The organism is Bacillus sp. es.036 (assembly GCF_002563635.1).
In the GTDB taxonomy this organism is placed as follows: domain Bacteria; phylum Bacillota; class Bacilli; order Bacillales; family Guptibacillaceae; genus Guptibacillus.
This window is the reverse complement of the sequence record NZ_PDIZ01000001.1, coordinates 2,619,399-2,637,607: the sequence shown is the minus strand read 5'-3', so window position 1 is coordinate 2,637,607 and position 18,209 is coordinate 2,619,399. Positions and strand designations below refer to the sequence as shown.

Annotated in this window: 18 protein-coding genes; all 18 read left to right on the top strand. The window is 33.8% G+C overall.

Annotated features, from left to right (window positions below):
* Nucleotides 1–170 precede the first annotated feature (170 nt).
* The 18 genes from ATG70_RS13400 (at nt 171) to ATG70_RS13300 (ending at nt 18,201) form a co-directional block, all read left to right on the top strand.
* On the top strand, nt 171–2,174 hold the full coding sequence (locus tag ATG70_RS13400) for an ABC transporter permease subunit (protein WP_098444788.1): 2,004 nt from the start codon (nt 171–173) through the stop codon (nt 2,172–2,174).
* Nucleotides 2,175–2,390: 216 nt separating this feature from the next.
* Nucleotides 2,391–2,921 (top strand): sigma-70 family RNA polymerase sigma factor, encoded by a 531-nt coding sequence (locus ATG70_RS13395; protein ID WP_098444787.1) that lies wholly within the window; start codon nt 2,391–2,393, stop codon nt 2,919–2,921.
* Nucleotides 2,911–3,930 (top strand): DUF4179 domain-containing protein, encoded by a 1,020-nt coding sequence (locus ATG70_RS13390; RefSeq protein WP_098444786.1) that lies wholly within the window; start codon nt 2,911–2,913, stop codon nt 3,928–3,930. The genes ATG70_RS13395 and ATG70_RS13390 overlap by 11 nt, the downstream gene beginning before the upstream one ends.
* 560 nt (nt 3,931–4,490) lie before the next feature.
* Nucleotides 4,491–4,727, top strand: a complete 237-nt coding sequence (locus ATG70_RS13380; protein ID WP_098444784.1) for a DUF3953 domain-containing protein — start codon at nt 4,491–4,493, stop codon at nt 4,725–4,727.
* Between the two features lie 165 nt (nt 4,728–4,892).
* Nucleotides 4,893–5,123 carry a hypothetical protein gene (locus ATG70_RS13375; protein WP_098444783.1) on the top strand — a complete coding sequence of 77 codons (231 nt, stop codon included), beginning with the start codon at nt 4,893–4,895 and terminating at the stop codon, nt 5,121–5,123.
* 489 nt (nt 5,124–5,612) lie between these two features.
* On the top strand, nt 5,613–5,909 hold the full coding sequence (locus ATG70_RS22975) for a TIGR04104 family putative zinc finger protein (protein ID WP_098444782.1): 297 nt from the start codon (nt 5,613–5,615) through the stop codon (nt 5,907–5,909).
* Between the two features lie 51 nt (nt 5,910–5,960).
* Entirely contained in the window at nt 5,961–6,392 is a 432-nt protein-coding gene (locus ATG70_RS13360) for an NUDIX hydrolase (RefSeq protein ID WP_098444781.1), read from the top strand.
* Nucleotides 6,393–6,889: 497 nt separating this feature from the next.
* Nucleotides 6,890–7,438 (top strand): DUF4269 domain-containing protein, encoded by a 549-nt coding sequence (locus tag ATG70_RS13350; protein WP_257147694.1) that lies wholly within the window; start codon nt 6,890–6,892, stop codon nt 7,436–7,438.
* Nucleotides 7,439–7,926: 488 nt separating this feature from the next.
* Nucleotides 7,927–8,115, top strand: coding sequence for a hypothetical protein (locus ATG70_RS13345; RefSeq protein WP_098444778.1), 189 nt, complete (start codon nt 7,927–7,929; stop codon nt 8,113–8,115).
* Between the two features lie 126 nt (nt 8,116–8,241).
* On the top strand, nt 8,242–8,463 hold the full coding sequence (locus ATG70_RS13340) for a hypothetical protein (protein ID WP_179886270.1): 222 nt from the start codon (nt 8,242–8,244) through the stop codon (nt 8,461–8,463).
* 472 nt (nt 8,464–8,935) lie between these two features.
* Nucleotides 8,936–9,703 (top strand): ABC transporter ATP-binding protein, encoded by a 768-nt coding sequence (locus ATG70_RS13335; protein ID WP_098444776.1) that lies wholly within the window; start codon nt 8,936–8,938, stop codon nt 9,701–9,703.
* Nucleotides 9,690–11,627 carry an ABC transporter permease gene (locus ATG70_RS13330; RefSeq protein WP_098444775.1) on the top strand — a complete coding sequence of 646 codons (1,938 nt, stop codon included), beginning with the start codon at nt 9,690–9,692 and terminating at the stop codon, nt 11,625–11,627. The genes ATG70_RS13335 and ATG70_RS13330 overlap by 14 nt, the downstream gene beginning before the upstream one ends.
* Before the next feature lie 15 nt (nt 11,628–11,642).
* Nucleotides 11,643–11,993 carry a YxeA family protein gene (locus ATG70_RS13325; RefSeq protein ID WP_098444774.1) on the top strand — a complete coding sequence of 117 codons (351 nt, stop codon included), beginning with the start codon at nt 11,643–11,645 and terminating at the stop codon, nt 11,991–11,993.
* Nucleotides 11,994–12,106: 113 nt separating this feature from the next.
* Nucleotides 12,107–12,808 carry a response regulator transcription factor gene (locus ATG70_RS13320; protein ID WP_098444773.1) on the top strand — a complete coding sequence of 234 codons (702 nt, stop codon included), beginning with the start codon at nt 12,107–12,109 and terminating at the stop codon, nt 12,806–12,808.
* Nucleotides 12,809–12,811: 3 nt separating this feature from the next.
* Nucleotides 12,812–14,221, top strand: a complete 1,410-nt coding sequence (locus ATG70_RS13315) for a sensor histidine kinase (protein WP_098444772.1) — start codon at nt 12,812–12,814, stop codon at nt 14,219–14,221.
* A 125-nt stretch (nt 14,222–14,346) separates the two neighbouring features.
* Nucleotides 14,347–15,486: a VanZ family protein gene (locus ATG70_RS13310; protein WP_098444771.1), complete on the top strand. Its 1,140-nt coding sequence runs from the start codon at nt 14,347–14,349 to the stop codon at nt 15,484–15,486.
* Between the two features lie 602 nt (nt 15,487–16,088).
* On the top strand, nt 16,089–16,643 hold the full coding sequence (locus ATG70_RS13305; protein ID WP_257147693.1) for a sigma-70 family RNA polymerase sigma factor: 555 nt from the start codon (nt 16,089–16,091) through the stop codon (nt 16,641–16,643).
* Nucleotides 16,636–18,201, top strand: coding sequence for a hypothetical protein (locus ATG70_RS13300; RefSeq protein ID WP_098444770.1), 1,566 nt, complete (start codon nt 16,636–16,638; stop codon nt 18,199–18,201). The genes ATG70_RS13305 and ATG70_RS13300 overlap by 8 nt, the downstream gene beginning before the upstream one ends.
* The last annotated feature ends 8 nt before the right edge of the window (nt 18,202–18,209 follow it).

Here is an 18,209-nt window from a genome sequence, read left to right as displayed (position 1 = left end):
CTTACGTGTGAATAGTCTCTCGTAACTATTAAGTAGAAATCCACATTTTATACATCTAAATAAAAGACTTTATTATAAGATGAAACTTTTCTTAATCATCAGACGTATACCATATATAGGAATATTTAACTGTTAAATTCAAAGTTGAGTGTTTTTTAAGGTGGTGGGAAATGAAGTTTGTTGAGCTATTCTATAAATACATATTAGGCATTGTAGGGATCATATTTATTAGTTGTATACCTGTTTTTTTTACAGATGGATTTGAACTGAATATGAGTATCTACGTTCATAATCTATGGGACGTCTGCCGTTCAATCATTACTCCATCTGATTGGTACTTTCAACAATATGTCGGTCACCAATTAGTAGAGAAGCCGTTGTTTTCCTACATATTCGACAACTACCTTTATTCCATGACGATTCTTTTTGCTGCATTAGTGATTGCCATTGTTCTTGGAATAATGTTTGCCCTATCAACTTTTGGTTTCCCTCATAAGATGAAACATACCATTCATACTGTGTTAAATGGTTTGGAAGCGTTACCTGACATTCTTTTTATTTTTTTACTGCAAATGCTTGTAGTCTGGATTTATAAGACTTTTGATATTTTACTGTTTGAATTTGCTTATCTAGGTGAGAAGATCTATTTGTCTCCCATTTTATCTTTATGTATCTTACCAACAGTCTTATTTTATCGGGCATTTTTGCTTTTGTTAGAGGAAGAATGGAAGAAAGATTATGTTCAGTTAGTAAGAAGTAAAGGGTTTAGTCGAATGCATGTTTTGATATGGCACTGCTTAAGGAATATTAAAATAAGTCTGGTGATTCAATCGAAGCCAATCGTGTGGATCACACTATCCAGCTTGTTGGTAATAGAGTATTTACATAACTTTTATGGTATCGTTCGATTAATCTTTTTTGATACTCGACCGTTTATCATAGCGATTACTCTCATTCTAATTTTTACACCATTTTATATCATTTATAGTATTCTAGAATGGATTTTTAATGTGAAACAAGCTGAGGAGTTTAATGATTCAAGAGTTTCCATGAATGGTATGAAACTATTCTCCACGGGTTCTAAAAGCCTAACCAATCGTGGTATACATATTTTTTCATTAATAAACAAAATGGGTCGTTTTTTTGTATCTCTGTGTAAAAAGCCAAAGTTTGTAATGGCGTTGATCTATCTACTGGGGATCTTAATCATAAGCTTTATGTATAGCTATATTGCAGAAGTTCCAGTAACTACCATTAAAATAATTCAAGATGAACAAGGCGCTTATCACGCTCCACCTCATCCGCCAGAAGACGGAGTGCTACTGTTAGGATCAGATACGCATGGTCATCCTATTTTAAGTAAATTAATGGTTGGTGCGAAGTACACTATTCTTCTTACAGCATTGATTGCGTTTTTAAGGATTGTTATTGGATATGCGCTCGCAATACCTTATCTATATTGGTTAGGAAATCGATCTAAAAGAATCATTAATAACATTGCTGATGGGATGCAATTTCTCCCTCTTTCTCTCATTGCGTATATTTTGTTAGTGAATGTTTTGATTTTTGATGAAGACCAAAGGGTTTTAGCTGAATCTTCTATGACGTCTAATATCATGTTGGAAGTTAGCATTCTCATTTTGTTTGCTGTTCCTGTTGTATTAAATACAATTGGTCGTGAAGCTGAGGAAATTCTGAGAAGAGACTTTGCACAAGCAGCCATATTATTAGGTGGAAGTAAAAGTAGACTCTTATTTCGACATATTACAGTTCATCTCTTTCCGAAGTTAGTCCACCTTTTTGGACAACAAATGATTCAAGCTCTCCAAGTTTTAATGCATTTAAGTGTGTTTAGAATACTTTTAGGAGGAGGGATAAGGAGTGGAGGTGGGGCTTCACAGTCATTAACTTACGAATGGACTGGAATGTTTGAAACCATGCGTATGGGTATCATGACTGAGCGATACTGGCTGATTGTACCAGTTCTTGTTTTATATGTTCTTCTCATTTTTTCGATACAAGCAGTTGTAAAAAGTATCATAGACATTCAACAGCAGAAGATTGGGATTTATTCAAGTAAGAAGAAAACAAAGCAAGTGGATATTGAAGGCGAGAGATCTTCTTCTGGGATTAGTGAACTAAACAAAGAGTCGTTTGTTTTTATGAATAATTAATTTTAGATGATATTAAGCAAACTCGGAGCGATTGTTCAAAACTATATTCCTTTTTCAGTGTAGCATTGAGAAGTAGAGTTAAATAACGGATCTCAAATCCATAAAATAATCGTCCTTAGTTTGGACGATTATTTTATTTGAAAACATTTAAGATAAATAAAGCCAAAATGCCATTTTATTTGTCTAATAGATGTAGGACAAAAAAAGAAAGGGTGAATTTACATTAGTACACGTTTAGTAAAAAAAGCTCAAAAGGGAAATGATAAAGCCTTCTTAAAACTATTCCAACAATATGAAGAAGATATTTATCGAATGGCTTATGTGTATGTAAAAAATAAAGATGATGCTTTAGATGTTGTTCAAGAAGTAGCTTATCAATCATTTGAAAATATAGGTACATTAAAAAAGCCGGAGTATTTCAAAACATGGTTAATAAAAATTACAATAAACTGTGCAACTAATCTAGTTCGAGTAAATAACAAAGTGGTTCTGTTAAAACAAGAGTATGAGGAATTTATAGGGACAGAGGATGAAGATATACCTCTTTCCATAACGTTACAAGAGTTGATAAACACGTTGGAAGAGGATGAAAAGAGCATTGTTCTTTTGAGGTTTTATCATCATCATACATTTAAGGAAATATCGGAGTTATTGGAAATGCCGCTGGGAACGACTAAAACAGTATTGTACCGTTCGTTAAATAAGCTTCGGAAAGGATTTAAGGAGGGTGATATTTGTGGGCAATAAAATAAATCAAGAGATACATAAAATAGAGATTCCAAAAGAATTACATGATCGGTCTATAATGGGTGTGAAAAAAGCGAAAACAGAGCAACAAACAAGAAAATTTAAAAATCCAATTTTAGCGGCTGTGTTTATTTTAGGGTTATTTACTACTTCGGTTGCTTTTGCCTTCCCATCTGTTGCTGCCCAAATTCCTTTTATGAATAATGTCATTAGTTATTTTAATGACGAAGAACATCGCTACGAAAATTTTGAAACCTTCTCAACTGATATTGGTCTTGCACAGACCAGCAATGGTATGACCGTTATGATAGACAATGCGGTATATGATGGCAAGAATGTTACAATTTCATATGCACTGGAAACAGAACGTGAAATTAAAGAAGAGATGGAAATCAATGCATTAAGTTGGTTTAACATTGTTGGTTCCAACGGTATGGGAGGAAGTGATCAAATTACAAAAGTTAGCGACGATCGTTATGTAGGATTAGCATCCTTCACTCCACATTTTAAAGATGAAGAATATCCAGACACAATAGAAGTTACTTGGAAGCCTGAAGCCTTTTATAGTTTGTCAAGTGACTTAGAAGTGGAGGGGGATTGGTCCTTCGCTTTTTCACTCAACCGTTTAGAAGGTGATTTACAGTTAGTGAATGAAACTGTACAGAAAGAAAATGTGAGTTTCACACTTCAATCGATTGAGTTTACGGATGTTTCCACTGTCATTAGCTATGAACAAGTGATAAAGGTTGACCTTCTACAAGAGTGGGAAAGCGTGACACCTGTTTTCCATGTAACAGATGACCTTGGTAATGTGTATATGAATGGAACCAGTGGTGGTGGCACTTCACCTGATAATGGCAAAACATTTAAAGGATCAAGTGATTTCGGTACGATTCAAGAGGGAGCTAGTAAGCTTATCATTCAGCCTGTTCAAATTGCTAGTCTTAATTCTGGAAAAGGTCATGTTGAAATTGAGCTAGACCCAATTGTCATCAACTTATCAAAATAACAAGGGATTAGTGTTTATACAAAAAATAATTGTACTTAATGTAACCCGGGGATTAAAGATTGGTCTTAGAAGTATCTCAACTTCGAGTCTTCAAGATAATCGGAGCTTATCTTTAATAAGATAGGCTCTTTTTCTTGGGAAAAAGATGGATTTATTAGCAGCGTTTTGAAATAATTGGTATTAAGCATTTTGACTAAGGTAAGATGCTAATAAAACTATTGTATTGTTTTAGGAGGACTATTATTTGAATACCAAAAAATTAAATTTGATTATCTTATTAACCCTGACCGTTGCAGTTCCGGTATGTACAATTCTACCGTACCTTGGAATAATTCCAGACCTTATACTATTCTTCATTTTGCCAGTAGGAATTATCTTTTGCCTCATAGGAGTAATGGCTTCTGTTTTAAGGATACAAACCAGTGGTTGGAAACAATCATAACAAATATCAATGTTCTGTAATCTCGGAGCGTTAATCTAGAGAGGTTTGTGCTCATTTTAACTGAATTACAGGGGATTTTAGTAAAGGACCTAATTTCATTATTGCGGGGGAAGTGCTGGTGAAAATAATTAGAATGATTTTGGCAACTATTGTAGTTTCTCTATCTATTTATGGTTTGATAACTGGAACAGCTGAAATTATATTGCCTTATTTAATGCTATTAATGGGTGGAATGTTTCTTGTTATGGGGGTTACTGAATTTCAAAAACGAAAACCAGTCGCTTTCACATCATTCCTTGTTGCTGGATTTAGTATTTTCGTTGGGATTTATACTTTTTTAAGTAATCTAGCGTAAACCTGAGTAAGAATTTCCAGCAAAATATATCTGATTGCTTCGAATACGAGTCTTCAAGTAAATCTGAGCTAATGTTGGATAAAACAGAAATATCAACTCTATTTCTCAACCTTTTCGTTTAGCTTTTTACAAGCTCTAGTTGAAACCCTTGAATGGAGTGATGAAATGACTAAAGATCAGTTCAAAGAGTTTCAAAATGGAATTCAAATTGGAGAAGAGTACAATTTCAAATATGGAAATAATGAATATTGGATTAGCCAAGATGAAGAGAGATTTTACTTAACAAAAGTAAAAGGCTCAGTTACTCAAGAGTTTAGTACAGCGACACAATTGTTCCAAGAGGGTAAAGTTGATGGAAGATTTATCTCTGATATTTATGAAGATATTGAGTGGTGAATTCGACAGAAATAAGTTTTATCTCATACTCAATTATCTCGGAGCGAGAATTGAAGTTCGTAGGAGTAATATTAAACCTTCCAACTATTGTTAGGATAGGTGAATTATATAAACTCTTTCAAAAGGGTAAGTTGCAAAATAATAAATGATTGGCGGTTTGATGTCACGTATGGAAGTATCTAGAGAAGGAATTGGGATGAGCATCATTCTTATTTTACTAATAGTTTTATGTTATTACTTTACACTCACATTTTTTGAATCCTTGCGAAAAGGTGATGAACGTATAATTAAGCAATCGAAATTTGCAGCAATCATTTGTATGGCAATAGCGCTAGTTATTGGGATTATTTATTAAGCAGTAGCTCGTAATAACAATTTGTTTATTGTTCCATTAAATCGGAGCGTTTGCTTAATAAAAGTAAGCGCTCTATGTAGGTTTATGGAGTTTTATAGAGTAAATTAAGGCATTGAAAAATAGGGGGGGAGAATATGCCGATTTGTCAAAACTGTGGTTATAAATGGAGTTGGAGAGAAACTTTCGTAAGGATGTTTACATTAAGACAAAAATTAAAATGTCCTAACTGTGAGGGGTTTCAATATTTATCTAAACAATCCAAGAATCAATTAACCTTCTTCACAGTTATCCCATTTATATGGTTTCCGTTAGTTATGTTCAGTGTACCGTATAATTACGTTTTAATTATAGAACTCATTTTTTGTGTCATCTCCTTGGGTGTGGCTCCTTATTTCTATAAATTGAGGAATCAAGAGGAGCCGATGTGGTAGTATCTCTTATTCAAGATAATCGGAGCGTTTATTTAATAAGGATGGGATAGCGTGCAGGGTTATAATGTTTTGATGATTTATAACAAAAGTATGGACAAGTTATTAATGTGCGAAAGATTGAAGAATCCTTATAAAGGACTAAGTAATTTGGTAGGCGGAAAAATTGAAGATGGAGAAAAAGGTATAGATGCTGCTTATAGAGAGCTTCTTGAAGAAACCAATATTTCTAAAATGGACATAACTCTTCATCATTTAATGGATTTTAAATACTATCTTCAAGATTGTTACGTTGAAGTATATGTTGGTAGATTAAAAATGGATGTATCAGTTTCAGGTGATGAAAATATTCTTTATTGGTCTAATTTAGATAATAACTTTTTTAATATGTCCTTATATGCTGGAGAAGGAAATATTGGTCATATGATAGAGCAGGTCAATTTTGTTAAAGAAAGACTATTTTCTGATGAAGACTCCCTTGTATAGTATCAATCCTCTTAGAACTAATCTTCCACAATCTCGGAGCTTATCTGTAATAAGATAAGCTCCTTTTAGCTGGAATTAAAGATTGAGTTATGCGGATTTTTTTGAAAAAATCGGCATTGTAAATTTTGGTCATTTAGTGAAACGATTTACTTGCCCATCCGTAGAATGGATATAATCAAAAGGAAAAATTTGTAGTGGGGGGTATAAAAGGTGAAAGTTGAAGTTCTTATATTTGTAATAAGCATACTGTTAATGCCTTATTTTTTGTTCGAATTCTTTAATGACATTAGTAATCAAGCAGGAATTATATCACTAATCTCCTCAATTTTTATGTTGCTATTGTTAATTTTCTCTTCAAGTCTTATTGTAAGTCATTGGAAAGAGAAAAAAGAGACGATAAAGTAATTCTAAAAGAAAATGAAAAGTTATTAAGCAATCTCGGAGCAAATCTGGAATACATCATTTCATTCTAAAATTAAATAATCTTACGTTGGAAGGTGGTATTCATTCAATTATTTGAAGCAATGAAAATTGGTAGTGATAAACAGAAAAAAGCTTATATAGCAATTGAAGAACTGCGTATTATGAATGAATTAAGAACCTACCATCCAGTCTTGTGCGGAACCATCCCAATTGGAATCGATGTAGAGGACTCCGATCTGGACGTTATTATGGAAGTAAATAAACTAGATGAATTCGAAAGTCAGCTAATAACTCTTTATGGGAATAAAGAAAAATTCAAGGTAAAGCGAACAACCATTAGATTTAAAGAGGTTGTAAAAGCGAATTTTGTTTTCAATAATTTTGAATTTGAGTTATTCGGGCAAAATGAGCCTGTACATAATCAGAACGCATATCTTCATATGATAATTGAATATAAGTTGATGCAAAGATTTCCTGAACTTAAATCCAAAGTGTTAGGACTCAGAAAACAAGGTTACAAAACTGAACCAGCATTTTGTGAGATCCTCGGAATTACTAAAGATCCATATTATGGTCTCATACGCTATGGAATTAAAGAGGGGATTATATCCAAAATGAATTGAATTACTTTATTAAATTAATCGGAGCTTTTGCTTAACAATAAGTAAGCGCTCTATGTAGGTTTAGGGTTGGAGTATTAAACAAAGGAAGTGTAAAATGTTCAAGTCACACGTTACAAATAGAATAATAAGGTTAATAGTTTTTTGGATCGGAGTATCTCTATTATTGCTTAAAAGTAATAGTATCGCGAGTTCACTGTTATCACTAATATTTATAGCCTTGCTTGGGGTTTCATTTACAGTGTATCAATTAACAATAATTATAACTTTAAGAAAAGTAAATCGAAATTAGTTATTAATTCATAGAGAAGCGATTGTTCAACAATCTCGGAGCTTATCTGTAATAAGATAAGCTCTTTTATATGTGAAGTAAAGATTGAGTTCTGTGTGCAGATTTGAAATAATTGGTATTAGAGACTTGTAAAAGGAGATTGGAGTAATTTTAAACAATATTATCAAATATGTTGGGGAGGACTTGAAGGAGGTTTTTTATGTTTCAAACGATTATGTGGATTTCATTAATTTTAGTTTTGTTTGCAATAGTGACTATTTACAAGTACAAAAAATCAATAAAAACGAAAAAGCAATGGGAAGGCAAAAATCCACTTGAAAGAACTAAGTCAATAGAGGAACTCCGACAGAATGATAATAAACATCGGAATACTAACGGAGGCTTTTAGGTATGCTGCTTTAGTTAGCCTTGCTTAACTATCTCGGAGCGAGAATAGAAGATTGCAAAGGTAGTGGTTCTCTCTTTCTTTAAATTTGAAAAAGAAAGGAAAACGAATTAGTAGATGATGAGTGTAATGTGGTATATAGTACCTGCCATAGTCATTTTAGTAGGTCTATTCTTATTTATTTGGGGGTTAAGAGCCCGTTGGGAAGAAAGTGAAAATGCTAATAAAGTAAGTGCTTATTTATTAAGTTTTTTTGATCTAATATCAGGTGATCCTGTAGCAACTGGAGGTCTTCGTATGGGGGGAGGACTGGTATTAATAGTTATAGGATTACTCTTCCTATTCATTTAAAACCTTAAGATAACCATATTCCATTATCTCGGAGCTTATCTAAAATAAGATAATTTTTTTGTGAAATAAATGATTGGTTTATTTGCGGCATTTTGAAAAAACGGCAATAAGTTTTAAGAATATGAGTGAATTGAAAATATAAAAAGGTGGAATGAAGGTTAATGAGATAACTAAGTGGAGATGCCAGTAAAAGATCAGCAAGATATCATTGTTGTTGTCCTGGATAAATGGCTCCAGAAAAAAATTAATAAATATGAAAGTAGAAAGAACTTATCCTAATGGGTAAGTTCCTTTTTTTATTTAGTAAAAAGGTATTTTTAAGGTTGCTGTAAGGTTTAAACAAACTTGCTGTAAGTTCGGCATTGTATACTCTCCTTGTGAATAAGTAACCTTTTAGGATAAAAAGATCTTTATCGGAAATATTATCTCTCAATAGAACAAGTAGCTAAAAAAGGAAATGGGGAAGAAAACCATGAGAACAGTATTACAAGCAAGACATATAGATAAAAACTTTGGCGAGAAGGGCCACATTTATAAAGCCTTACAAGACATTCATATTGACATTACAGAAGGAGAATTTATTGGCGTAATGGGCCCATCAGGTGCCGGTAAGTCTACTTTGCTCAATATATTTTCCACCATTGATAAGCCATCTTCAGGAGAAATTATCATTGATGACCAAAATATTTTATCAATGAAAGATGAACAGCTTTCTGACTTTCGAAGAAATAAACTTGGCTTTATTTTTCAGGATTATAATTTGTTGGATCCTCTTACTGTGAAAGAAAATATTGTTCTTCCGCTTGCACTATCAAAGGTGTCTATTTCAGACATTGAACAGCGTGTAAATGATTTGGGGGAATTATTTGGGATTACTGATATATTAAACAAATACCCCTATCATATTTCTGGAGGACAAAAACAACGGACAGCTGCAGCTCGTGCAATTGCTTCCAATCCCAGCTTGATTTTTGCAGATGAACCAACAGGCGCACTTGATTCAAAATCTGCTACAAGCTTGCTTGAAGTTTTAAGCTCGTTGAATAAGGAACACACGGCAACCATAATGATGGTAACACACGATGCTTATGCTGCGAGTTTTTGTACGCGAGTATTATTCATTAACGACGGTCGCCTATTTAAGGAAATTTTTAAAGGTACGCGTAATCGGAAAGAATTTTTCGAGGAGATCTTAGAAGTAATCGCTGATCTCGGGGGTGAGGATCGTGACATTATTTAGCATCGGAATAAAAAATATGAAAAGGAAGTTCAGAAATTATTTTCTCTACTTCGCGTCTATGATTTTCAGCATCGTTATTTACTTTTCGTTTTCTTCATTAAAGTATGATCAAACGATACAAGCCACTTCTCAAACTTCACAGAAAATCAACTCTGTTTTTAGTGGGGCATCATTTGTGTTAATGATCTTTGTCGCCATCTTTATCTGGTATTCAAATTCTTTTTTTACAAGACAAAGAAAAAAAGAAATTGCATTGTATTCATTGCTTGGAGTCCGTAAAAGAATGATTGGCTTGTTACTGTTTTATGAGAATTTCATAATGGGTGTTTTAGCTCTTGTTATTGGTATACTATTTGGCGCGTTGCTCTCTGATTTATTTGTTTCTCTATTAATGAGCTTGATGGGATATCAACCAATAACGAACTTTTCTATATCGACGGATGCTGTCGTCAATACAGTGATCGTCTTTATGGTGATCACGTTGATTACATCGTTCCATGGCTATCGCCTAATTTATCAGTCAGAATTGATTGATTTATTTCGAGCTGAAAACGAAGGAGAAAAGAACCCTAAAGCTTCTATATCCATTGCTTTATTCTCTGTTTTCTCTATCTCACTTAGTTACTGGCTTGCCCTTCAAAATATTTTGACATCAAAGGTATGGAGTACGATAGGGATTTTGTGGACACCTGTGTTGATTTTGTTAACGGTTGTATTAGGTACGTATTTCTTATTTAATACATCTATTGTCTATGTTTTAAAGGTTCTTGGTACCAATAAAAAGTACGACTGGAAAGGTACAAATATGATCGGACGATCACAACTTTTATATCGGATAAAAGGGAACGCGCGCACCCTAACGGCCATCGCCGTTTTAAGTGCAACAACCTTAACCGCAGTCAGTACCGCTTTCAGCTTATACTATAGTAATGTTACTAATGTGAAAAACATCAATCCCAACAGCATGATGTTTATTAACGTCGATGATACCATAACAGAAAAGACTAACGATATAATTGTCAACAACAAAAAGCATAACGTCTTAGAACATAAAAGCATAGAAGCTTTGGAAGTGAAAGCAGATGTTTCAAAGCTTAACGATATGTTTTCTGCGGAACACCAAATGTATACTCTGATTTCAAATGATACCTTTATTAGACTAGCAAGTTCACAGGATAGAAATACTTCTCTTTCGTTGAAAGGGATGGAAGTAGTCTTGCTTGATCCAGGTTACATGGCAAATTTGTCTCCTGATTATACAGAGAAGACTATCCCGATAAATGTAAATAAAGGAGAGGAACAAGTTACCTTTAAAGAGGTAAGAACATACAGCGTTCTAAATGCGGCAACTGCCAACAAAACATTAGTCGTAAGTAAAGAATTATTTGAACATTTGCAGAAAGATATGAAACCAATTAAATTAGAGCTCTACACGATAACAGATGAAAAAACAGCTGAACAGTTAACCAAAGACGTACAAGCTGCGTTGCCTGATGAAGCAAAATTTTCGAGTTTTTTTCAGGACTATGCAAGCACAATGGAATCCTCGGGCTTGATTATTTTTATGGCAGGATTTCTTGGTCTGGTATTTCTTGCAGCCACAGGCAGTATCATTTACTTTAAGCAAATGACAGAAGCACATGCAGACAAAGGTAACTACGTTATCTTGAACAAAATTGGTGTGACCAGGAAAGAAATGAAAAAAACAATTGCCGAACAAGTAGGTTTCATTTTTGTTCTTCCATTGATCATGGGCATTCTGCACTGTGTCGTAGCTTTAGCCTCTTTGTCAAACCTAATACAAGCAAACTTATTCTTACCAGTTATCATTTGTATTGGTAGTTATACAGTCATATATTTCATTTATTATGTCATAACCGTTAAAGCCTATAACAAGATCGTTACAAAATCATTTATTCAATAAAAGGAGGAAATAAACATGAAAAGAATATGGATCCCTATTATAGCGTCTTTTTTTATTGGAGGACTATTATTTCTTCAAAATACCAACCTCAATCGTTTAGGTGCAGACACATACTTCACAAAAATTAATGTCAATGGAGAATTGGAAGAAACATCATCTAATGGAGAAATATACATTCGTTATAGATATGAATTACCTGCCTACAACGAAGCTGGTGAGAGTCAATCTTTCACTTTTACTTCACCAGGAGAGCTTCGTGAAAATGCTTATCTCCTTTTGTATATTAAAGGAGATAAAGGTGTTACCTCCTATGAAGAGGTAGATGAGAGAGAAATCCCTCAAAAGGCAAAAGAACAATTATTGTAATTTCAGTAATAAAGAATCCTTCTGAAAAGAAGGGTTCTTATTTATCTTTTCTAGAACTTTCACCAAGGTTTGTCCGTTTTTGTTCCTAAATTATATATGGAGGCCAGAAAACAATGACAGTCAATAATAAAGTATTAATTGTTGATGATGAAGAAGAAATTTTAATTCTGCTAAAAACCGTCCTAAAAAAAGAAGGGGTAGGAGTTATTATTACTGCATCTAACGCACTGGAGGGGGTTAAAAAGTTTCAAGAAGAGCAACCTGACCTTGTGATATTAGATATTATGCTCCCTGATGGGGAGGGGTATGATGTATGTAAACAAATCCGTCACACCTCAAATGTTCCTATCTTGTTTTTATCTGCGAAGTCAGAAGAAATCGATCGCATTTTAGGATTCGCTTTGGGAGGAGACGACTATATTACAAAACCATTTAGTCCAAAAGAATTGGCTTACCGTGTAAAAGCACAATTAAGAAGGTCTAGTTCTCAATCAGAGAAGACCAAAGAAGCAGTAACGACCGGTCCTTTCGAGTGGGATGAGCAAACAATGGAATTAAAAAAGAACGGAAAGGTTATTGAACTAAAGCCAAAAGAAATGCGAATGATGATTCACTTTTTAAATCACAAAAACCAAATTATAAGTAAAGAAAGTCTTTGCAAAAAAGTATGGGGAGAAGATTATATAGGATTTGATAACACCATCATGGTACATATCAGAAGGTTACGCGAAAAAATTGAATCTCAACCGTCTAAACCAGACTACCTTCGAACTGTAAAAGGGTTGGGTTATAAACTTGTGATAAAGGATGAATAATTGATGAAATGGAGGATAACTGGAAGGTTTCTTGTCTCTGTTATATTTATTGTTGTCCTGGTCATCATTTTTAATATCGTTATAGTTATTGCTTTGTTTATTGCGCAAAATTATTCTTTTGATCAAAATTTAAAAAATGAGGGGTCTTCTCTGGAATCATTCACAAGAAATTTCCAAGAAGAAATCAGGTTTTCAGCAGAGAACGATATGATTACCCGTAAAGGGAAACGAGAACTAGATAAGAAACAGGCTTGGATTCAAATTTTAGATGAAAATGGCACTCAGATTTATGGGTATGGCACACCTGAAGCCATAAAGGAAAAATATACCCCTATTGATCTAGTCAATATGTATAAATACAAAGAAAAGGACGTATTTTCTACAAACTTTGTCAGTGAAGTGAAGCGGTCTAATTATAGGTACAGTTATATCATAGGTTTTAAATCTCCCCATATAAACCGGCTCGTATATTCGTATGACTCAAGAGAAGTAATTGATTTAATTCAGAAAGGAAGCTTCATTTTATTATTAATTGACGTGATTGTGGCTTTATTTATAGGCTATTTATTTAGTAAACGACTTACTAGTCCCCTTCATAAATTGATTGAAGGGATTAAACGGCTTGCGGATAGAGATTTTAATATTAATTATGAACGAAAAGGTATTTATAAAGATGTATTTCATAACATGAATCAGTTGTCTAACCAACTTCGGAAGACGGAGATAGAACAAAAGAAGTTAGCGCAAATGAAGGAAGAGTGGATTAGCAATATTTCTCATGATATGAAAACACCGCTGTCTTCTATTTTAGGATTTGCTGAAATTTTGAAGGAAAAAGAGTATAACTTTACCCCAGAAGATATTCAAAAATATGCTGAAATTATTGAACGAAAATCAATTTATATGAAAGAACTTATTGAAGACCTTCATTTATCTACGCGTTTAAAAAATAAGGAACTCTTACTAAAGATAGAAAAAGTTAATATCGTTTCTTTGATACGGGTTATTGTAATAGATGTGATTAACGATGGTGAATGCAGGGATATTGAATTCTATCCCAGCGAAGAAAAAATTGAAGTAGAGGTTGATCAAGTGTTAATGCGACGAGCAATAAATAATTTAATCGATAATGCGATCGTCCATAACAATGAAAATGTCAACATTAAGATAGAAGTGAAAAGAGGAGAACGTACGCATATTACAATTAAGGATAATGGGAAGGGGGTAAGTAAAAGTGAGATCGATCGTGTATTTGATCGGCATTTTAGGGGAACGAATACAACTCAATCTCATAAAGGATCGGGACTAGGTATGGCGATCGCAAAGGAAGTGATCGAAACCCATGAAGGAGAAATTACCATTGATAGTAAAACTGGAATTGATTCTGGAACAAACATTAACATTGTCTTGTAAACAGGAAATGACTCTATCACATGATTCGTACTTTTATTATTACGGATGAAGTAACTGGATTACATAAGAATCCAACTCAAGAGTCATACTCTTAATGATAATCGTCATAAGAATGAGGTGTCGCTTTGTCTGTTTATATGATTCCGATTAAAATCGCCATTTTGTCGTTTTTTTTACTAAGTTTCATTTTTACTATTCCTTGGCTGATCTATAATTATAGGAAGTACGGATTTGTGAGTATTTGGAACTCACTAATCATTTACACCTTTAGTTTCTATATGCTTTCTGCTTTATTTTTAGTTCTATTACCATTACCCGTGACACAAGATACTTGTGCCGGACAGAGTAATGACACCGTATATTACTCCATCATACCGTTTACATTTGTATCTGATATATATAAGAATATGAATGTGGTATGGACACAACTACACACATATTCACAAATCTTTTTACAACCAGCCTTCTACCAAGCGGCTTTTAACTTTATCTTGTTACTCCCTTTTGGGGTATTCCTTCGTTATTTTCGAAATACTCATCAATCTTGGAAAAAAGTACTAGCTGCAGGATTTGCAGTGTCGCTTTTTTTTGAAGTCACACAGTTTACGGGAATTTATGGGATTTACAACTGTCCTTATCGCATCTTTGATGTCGATGATCTTATGTTGAACACCCTCGGAACCCTTTGTGGTTTTACTATTGCTCCTATTTTCTTGTCACTGCTGCCATCGAAAAGTTCCATAGAGCATAAAAGAAAAGTGGTAGAAGGGGAACCTCGAGTAAGGTTGCTTCAACAAATTTTGGCAATCATAGTTGATTACACAATCATAAAGCTTGGTTGGATAGTTATTACAATTATTTACGTCTCATCGGCGTTCATAGAATTTCTTTATACAACCATGGGATTTGTTGTAGTTTATATCATTATTCCCTATATATGGAGCGGAATGACGTTAGGCACAAGACTACTGAAGTATCGTTTATATGCGGAAAATGGACAATATCCAGGTTTGAAATCATTGATAAAAAGGGGGGCTTCTTTATATATCCCCTGGTTCTTTACGTATATAGCTCAAAGAATTAATTCCTTGCCTCTTGATTTCTCAGGACCTTTCTACACCTTGCAGGTGTGGATTAGCGTTGGAATCTTCGTGATTGTTTTTATTATGTGGAGTGCTATTTTCGTACACCTTTGCATGATAGGAATACGGAAAGAAAGATTATATGCGGATAAGATTGCAAATATAAAACAGATTAAATACTAAAGAACAGTCATTGTTATTTATCTGAGTGCAGATGCCTGACGACACGCTGCTAAAGTGGTAACAGACTAAGGTTAAGATAAAAAGAGAAGATCAAGATTTAATGCATGATCCTCAAATTTTTTATCTTCTATGTTGGCTTTTAAGGAAAAGCACTCGTTCTGATTCATCCTCTCTGTCTTTAAAGAGATCCAGCTATTTTCCTACGTCAGCGGAAAATTTAACATAAGCAATCCCTTCAGTTGTTATAAGGTTTTCACATATTGTGAGATCACCATTGAAGTTTAATAAATTCAGTGTTCAACAAACTCGGAGCTTATCTTCAATAAGATAAGCTCCTTTTTCTATGGAAATTTTCCTTGCTTTCTATGATTATTGAATTGGTTATGCATAGTGTTATACTTTTAATTCTGTTCTTCTCATTACCGAATAAGAGCGATCCATTTATCTAAGGGTCAATACATATCTAACTTCTATTGATTTCGTGTGTGGTCCTCACTTTAAGTATCCTTTCAAAGTCCAGCAAAGAAAATTCATCATAACCTTCAGAAAAAAATACAACCAAATGAGCTATGTTCCGTCTAATAGGTGAAAGGGTGTGAAAGATGATTACTAGTAAAAAACGGGATGATGAATATGAAGATGATCTCAGCAAAGAAGAGCGAGTTGAATGGTTAATGAACGAGTACGGAAGAAATATCACTCGCTTAGCATTTACCTATACAAAACAACAACAGCTTGCTGAAGATATCGCACAAGAAGTTTTTATTAAATGCTATAAAAATCTAGATAGTTTTCGAAATGATTCAACTTATAAAACTTGGATTTACAGAATAACTGTAAATTTATGCAAGGATAAGCTGAGAAGTTGGTCCTTTAAAAATATCGTTTTAAATGATTTCTTTTCAAAGTCTCGTCATACATATGATACTCCGGAAACTGAATTGATAAATTTAGAAAGTAAAAGAATGCTTTCTGAACAGGTTATGTCGTTACCAGTCAAGTATCGAGAAGTGATTATTCTCTATTATTATGAAGAACTATCTTATAACCAAATCGTTGAGTTGTTGCAAATACGAATGCAAACAGTGAAGTCTCGTTTACACAGAGGACGTATTTTGTTAAAAAAACGACTCGAAGGAGGTAAAACAGATGGATGATTTCTTAAAGAATCTTAAAGAGGATATGAATGAAACAGTGTTAAAAGATATTGATTTTGACAATAAACATAAACGAAACGTCAAGAATGCCATTTATTACAATCAAAAGAAGACCAGAATCAACATCCAGCAAAGATTAGGGTTTTTGTTAAGTATAGGATTTACGGTAATTGTTATGTTTGGAATTGGTTATTTAACTCTGGATAAGTTGGGGTTCATGGCTCTTGATGAAGCATCTCCAACAAATGAAACAAGTGAATTAAAAAGCGATATAAAGGCGGGCAATGAGGATAACTCTTTCACTCCCCCGGCTCAGGATGAACTATACGATGATTTGTCAAAAGAAGATGTGTCTACAAAAATGCTGAATACTGTTGATTATTTTAGTACAGCATCAGGAGAATTTGAATTACAAAATGTATACGATGATAACTCAGAAAGCAATGAAAGGATCAAGTATACGGTTAGCTTGGAAGAACATGTTGGAGAATCTGTGATCTCAACCTCTTTTTATGATGAAGAGATAATGGGAGTTAAGTCCAATATAAATAAAACATTTTATGATGGACAAAAGGTATGGAGAATTGACAACAATAGAGAGGAATATTATGTGAATGAACCTGAAGTTAACGGCAAACAGCAAACCGTTTATCCAAACGAAGTATTCCAGGTGGAGTTAAGAAAGCTCTATGATTCTCCTGGCGTATTCAGGCAAAGTCCACCGGATAGCAGTGCCCATATCTCTTTGTTTCCATATGAAAAAGTAGCTTATTATTTAAGAGAAGAAAATCTTTGGGATATTGAAAAACAAAACGAAGAACTACTCGGCCATAATACAATTGTTTTATATGGCGAGATACCAAAAAGTGATACAGATCGAATGAAAGGTAACCAATTTCGTTTTTGGGTAGATAAAGACACAGGTATTCTCGTGCAGTATGAAGTATACGATCAAAATGGAGAGGTGACTAGCTACCTACACCCAGACCGTTTAGAAATAAATCTACCAATTTCCTCAAAAGAGTTTATACCCAATCTTGAAAATTATAGTGAGATGGAAGTAGATCAGCCTTCTTATGAAGATTCGAAAGAAGCAGATATAGAGGTAGTGGATCACGCGGATTATTATCCAGAGGAAGTCGATGTCGTCTTGACGAGACTTGAGAAAGAACTACCATTTTTATATGAATTCAAGAATAAGGAGTTGGAACTTTATTCTGCTAGTTATGAAAAATATAAAGACTATAAACAGGCCTATCTAACTTATAGCTATAAAAAGGATGAAGATGAAGATGGCTCAGGATCCAAACTTTTATACGTTCGTCAGTATCATAAAGATGCGGTTGTTCGTTCGATAGGAGATTTCGATACAGGAGCGAAAGATAAGCATGAAGAGTTTGATTTAAATGGGATTCATTGGGTTAGCTACAAACTTAACAATATTCCGGAATCTCATTTTATTGGAAAATCTGATGATTACAAATACGAAATCGTAACCCAGGATATTTCTGCAGAAGTAACGAAACGATTATTAGCCTCATTCAAAAAGAATGATTGAAGTAGGAT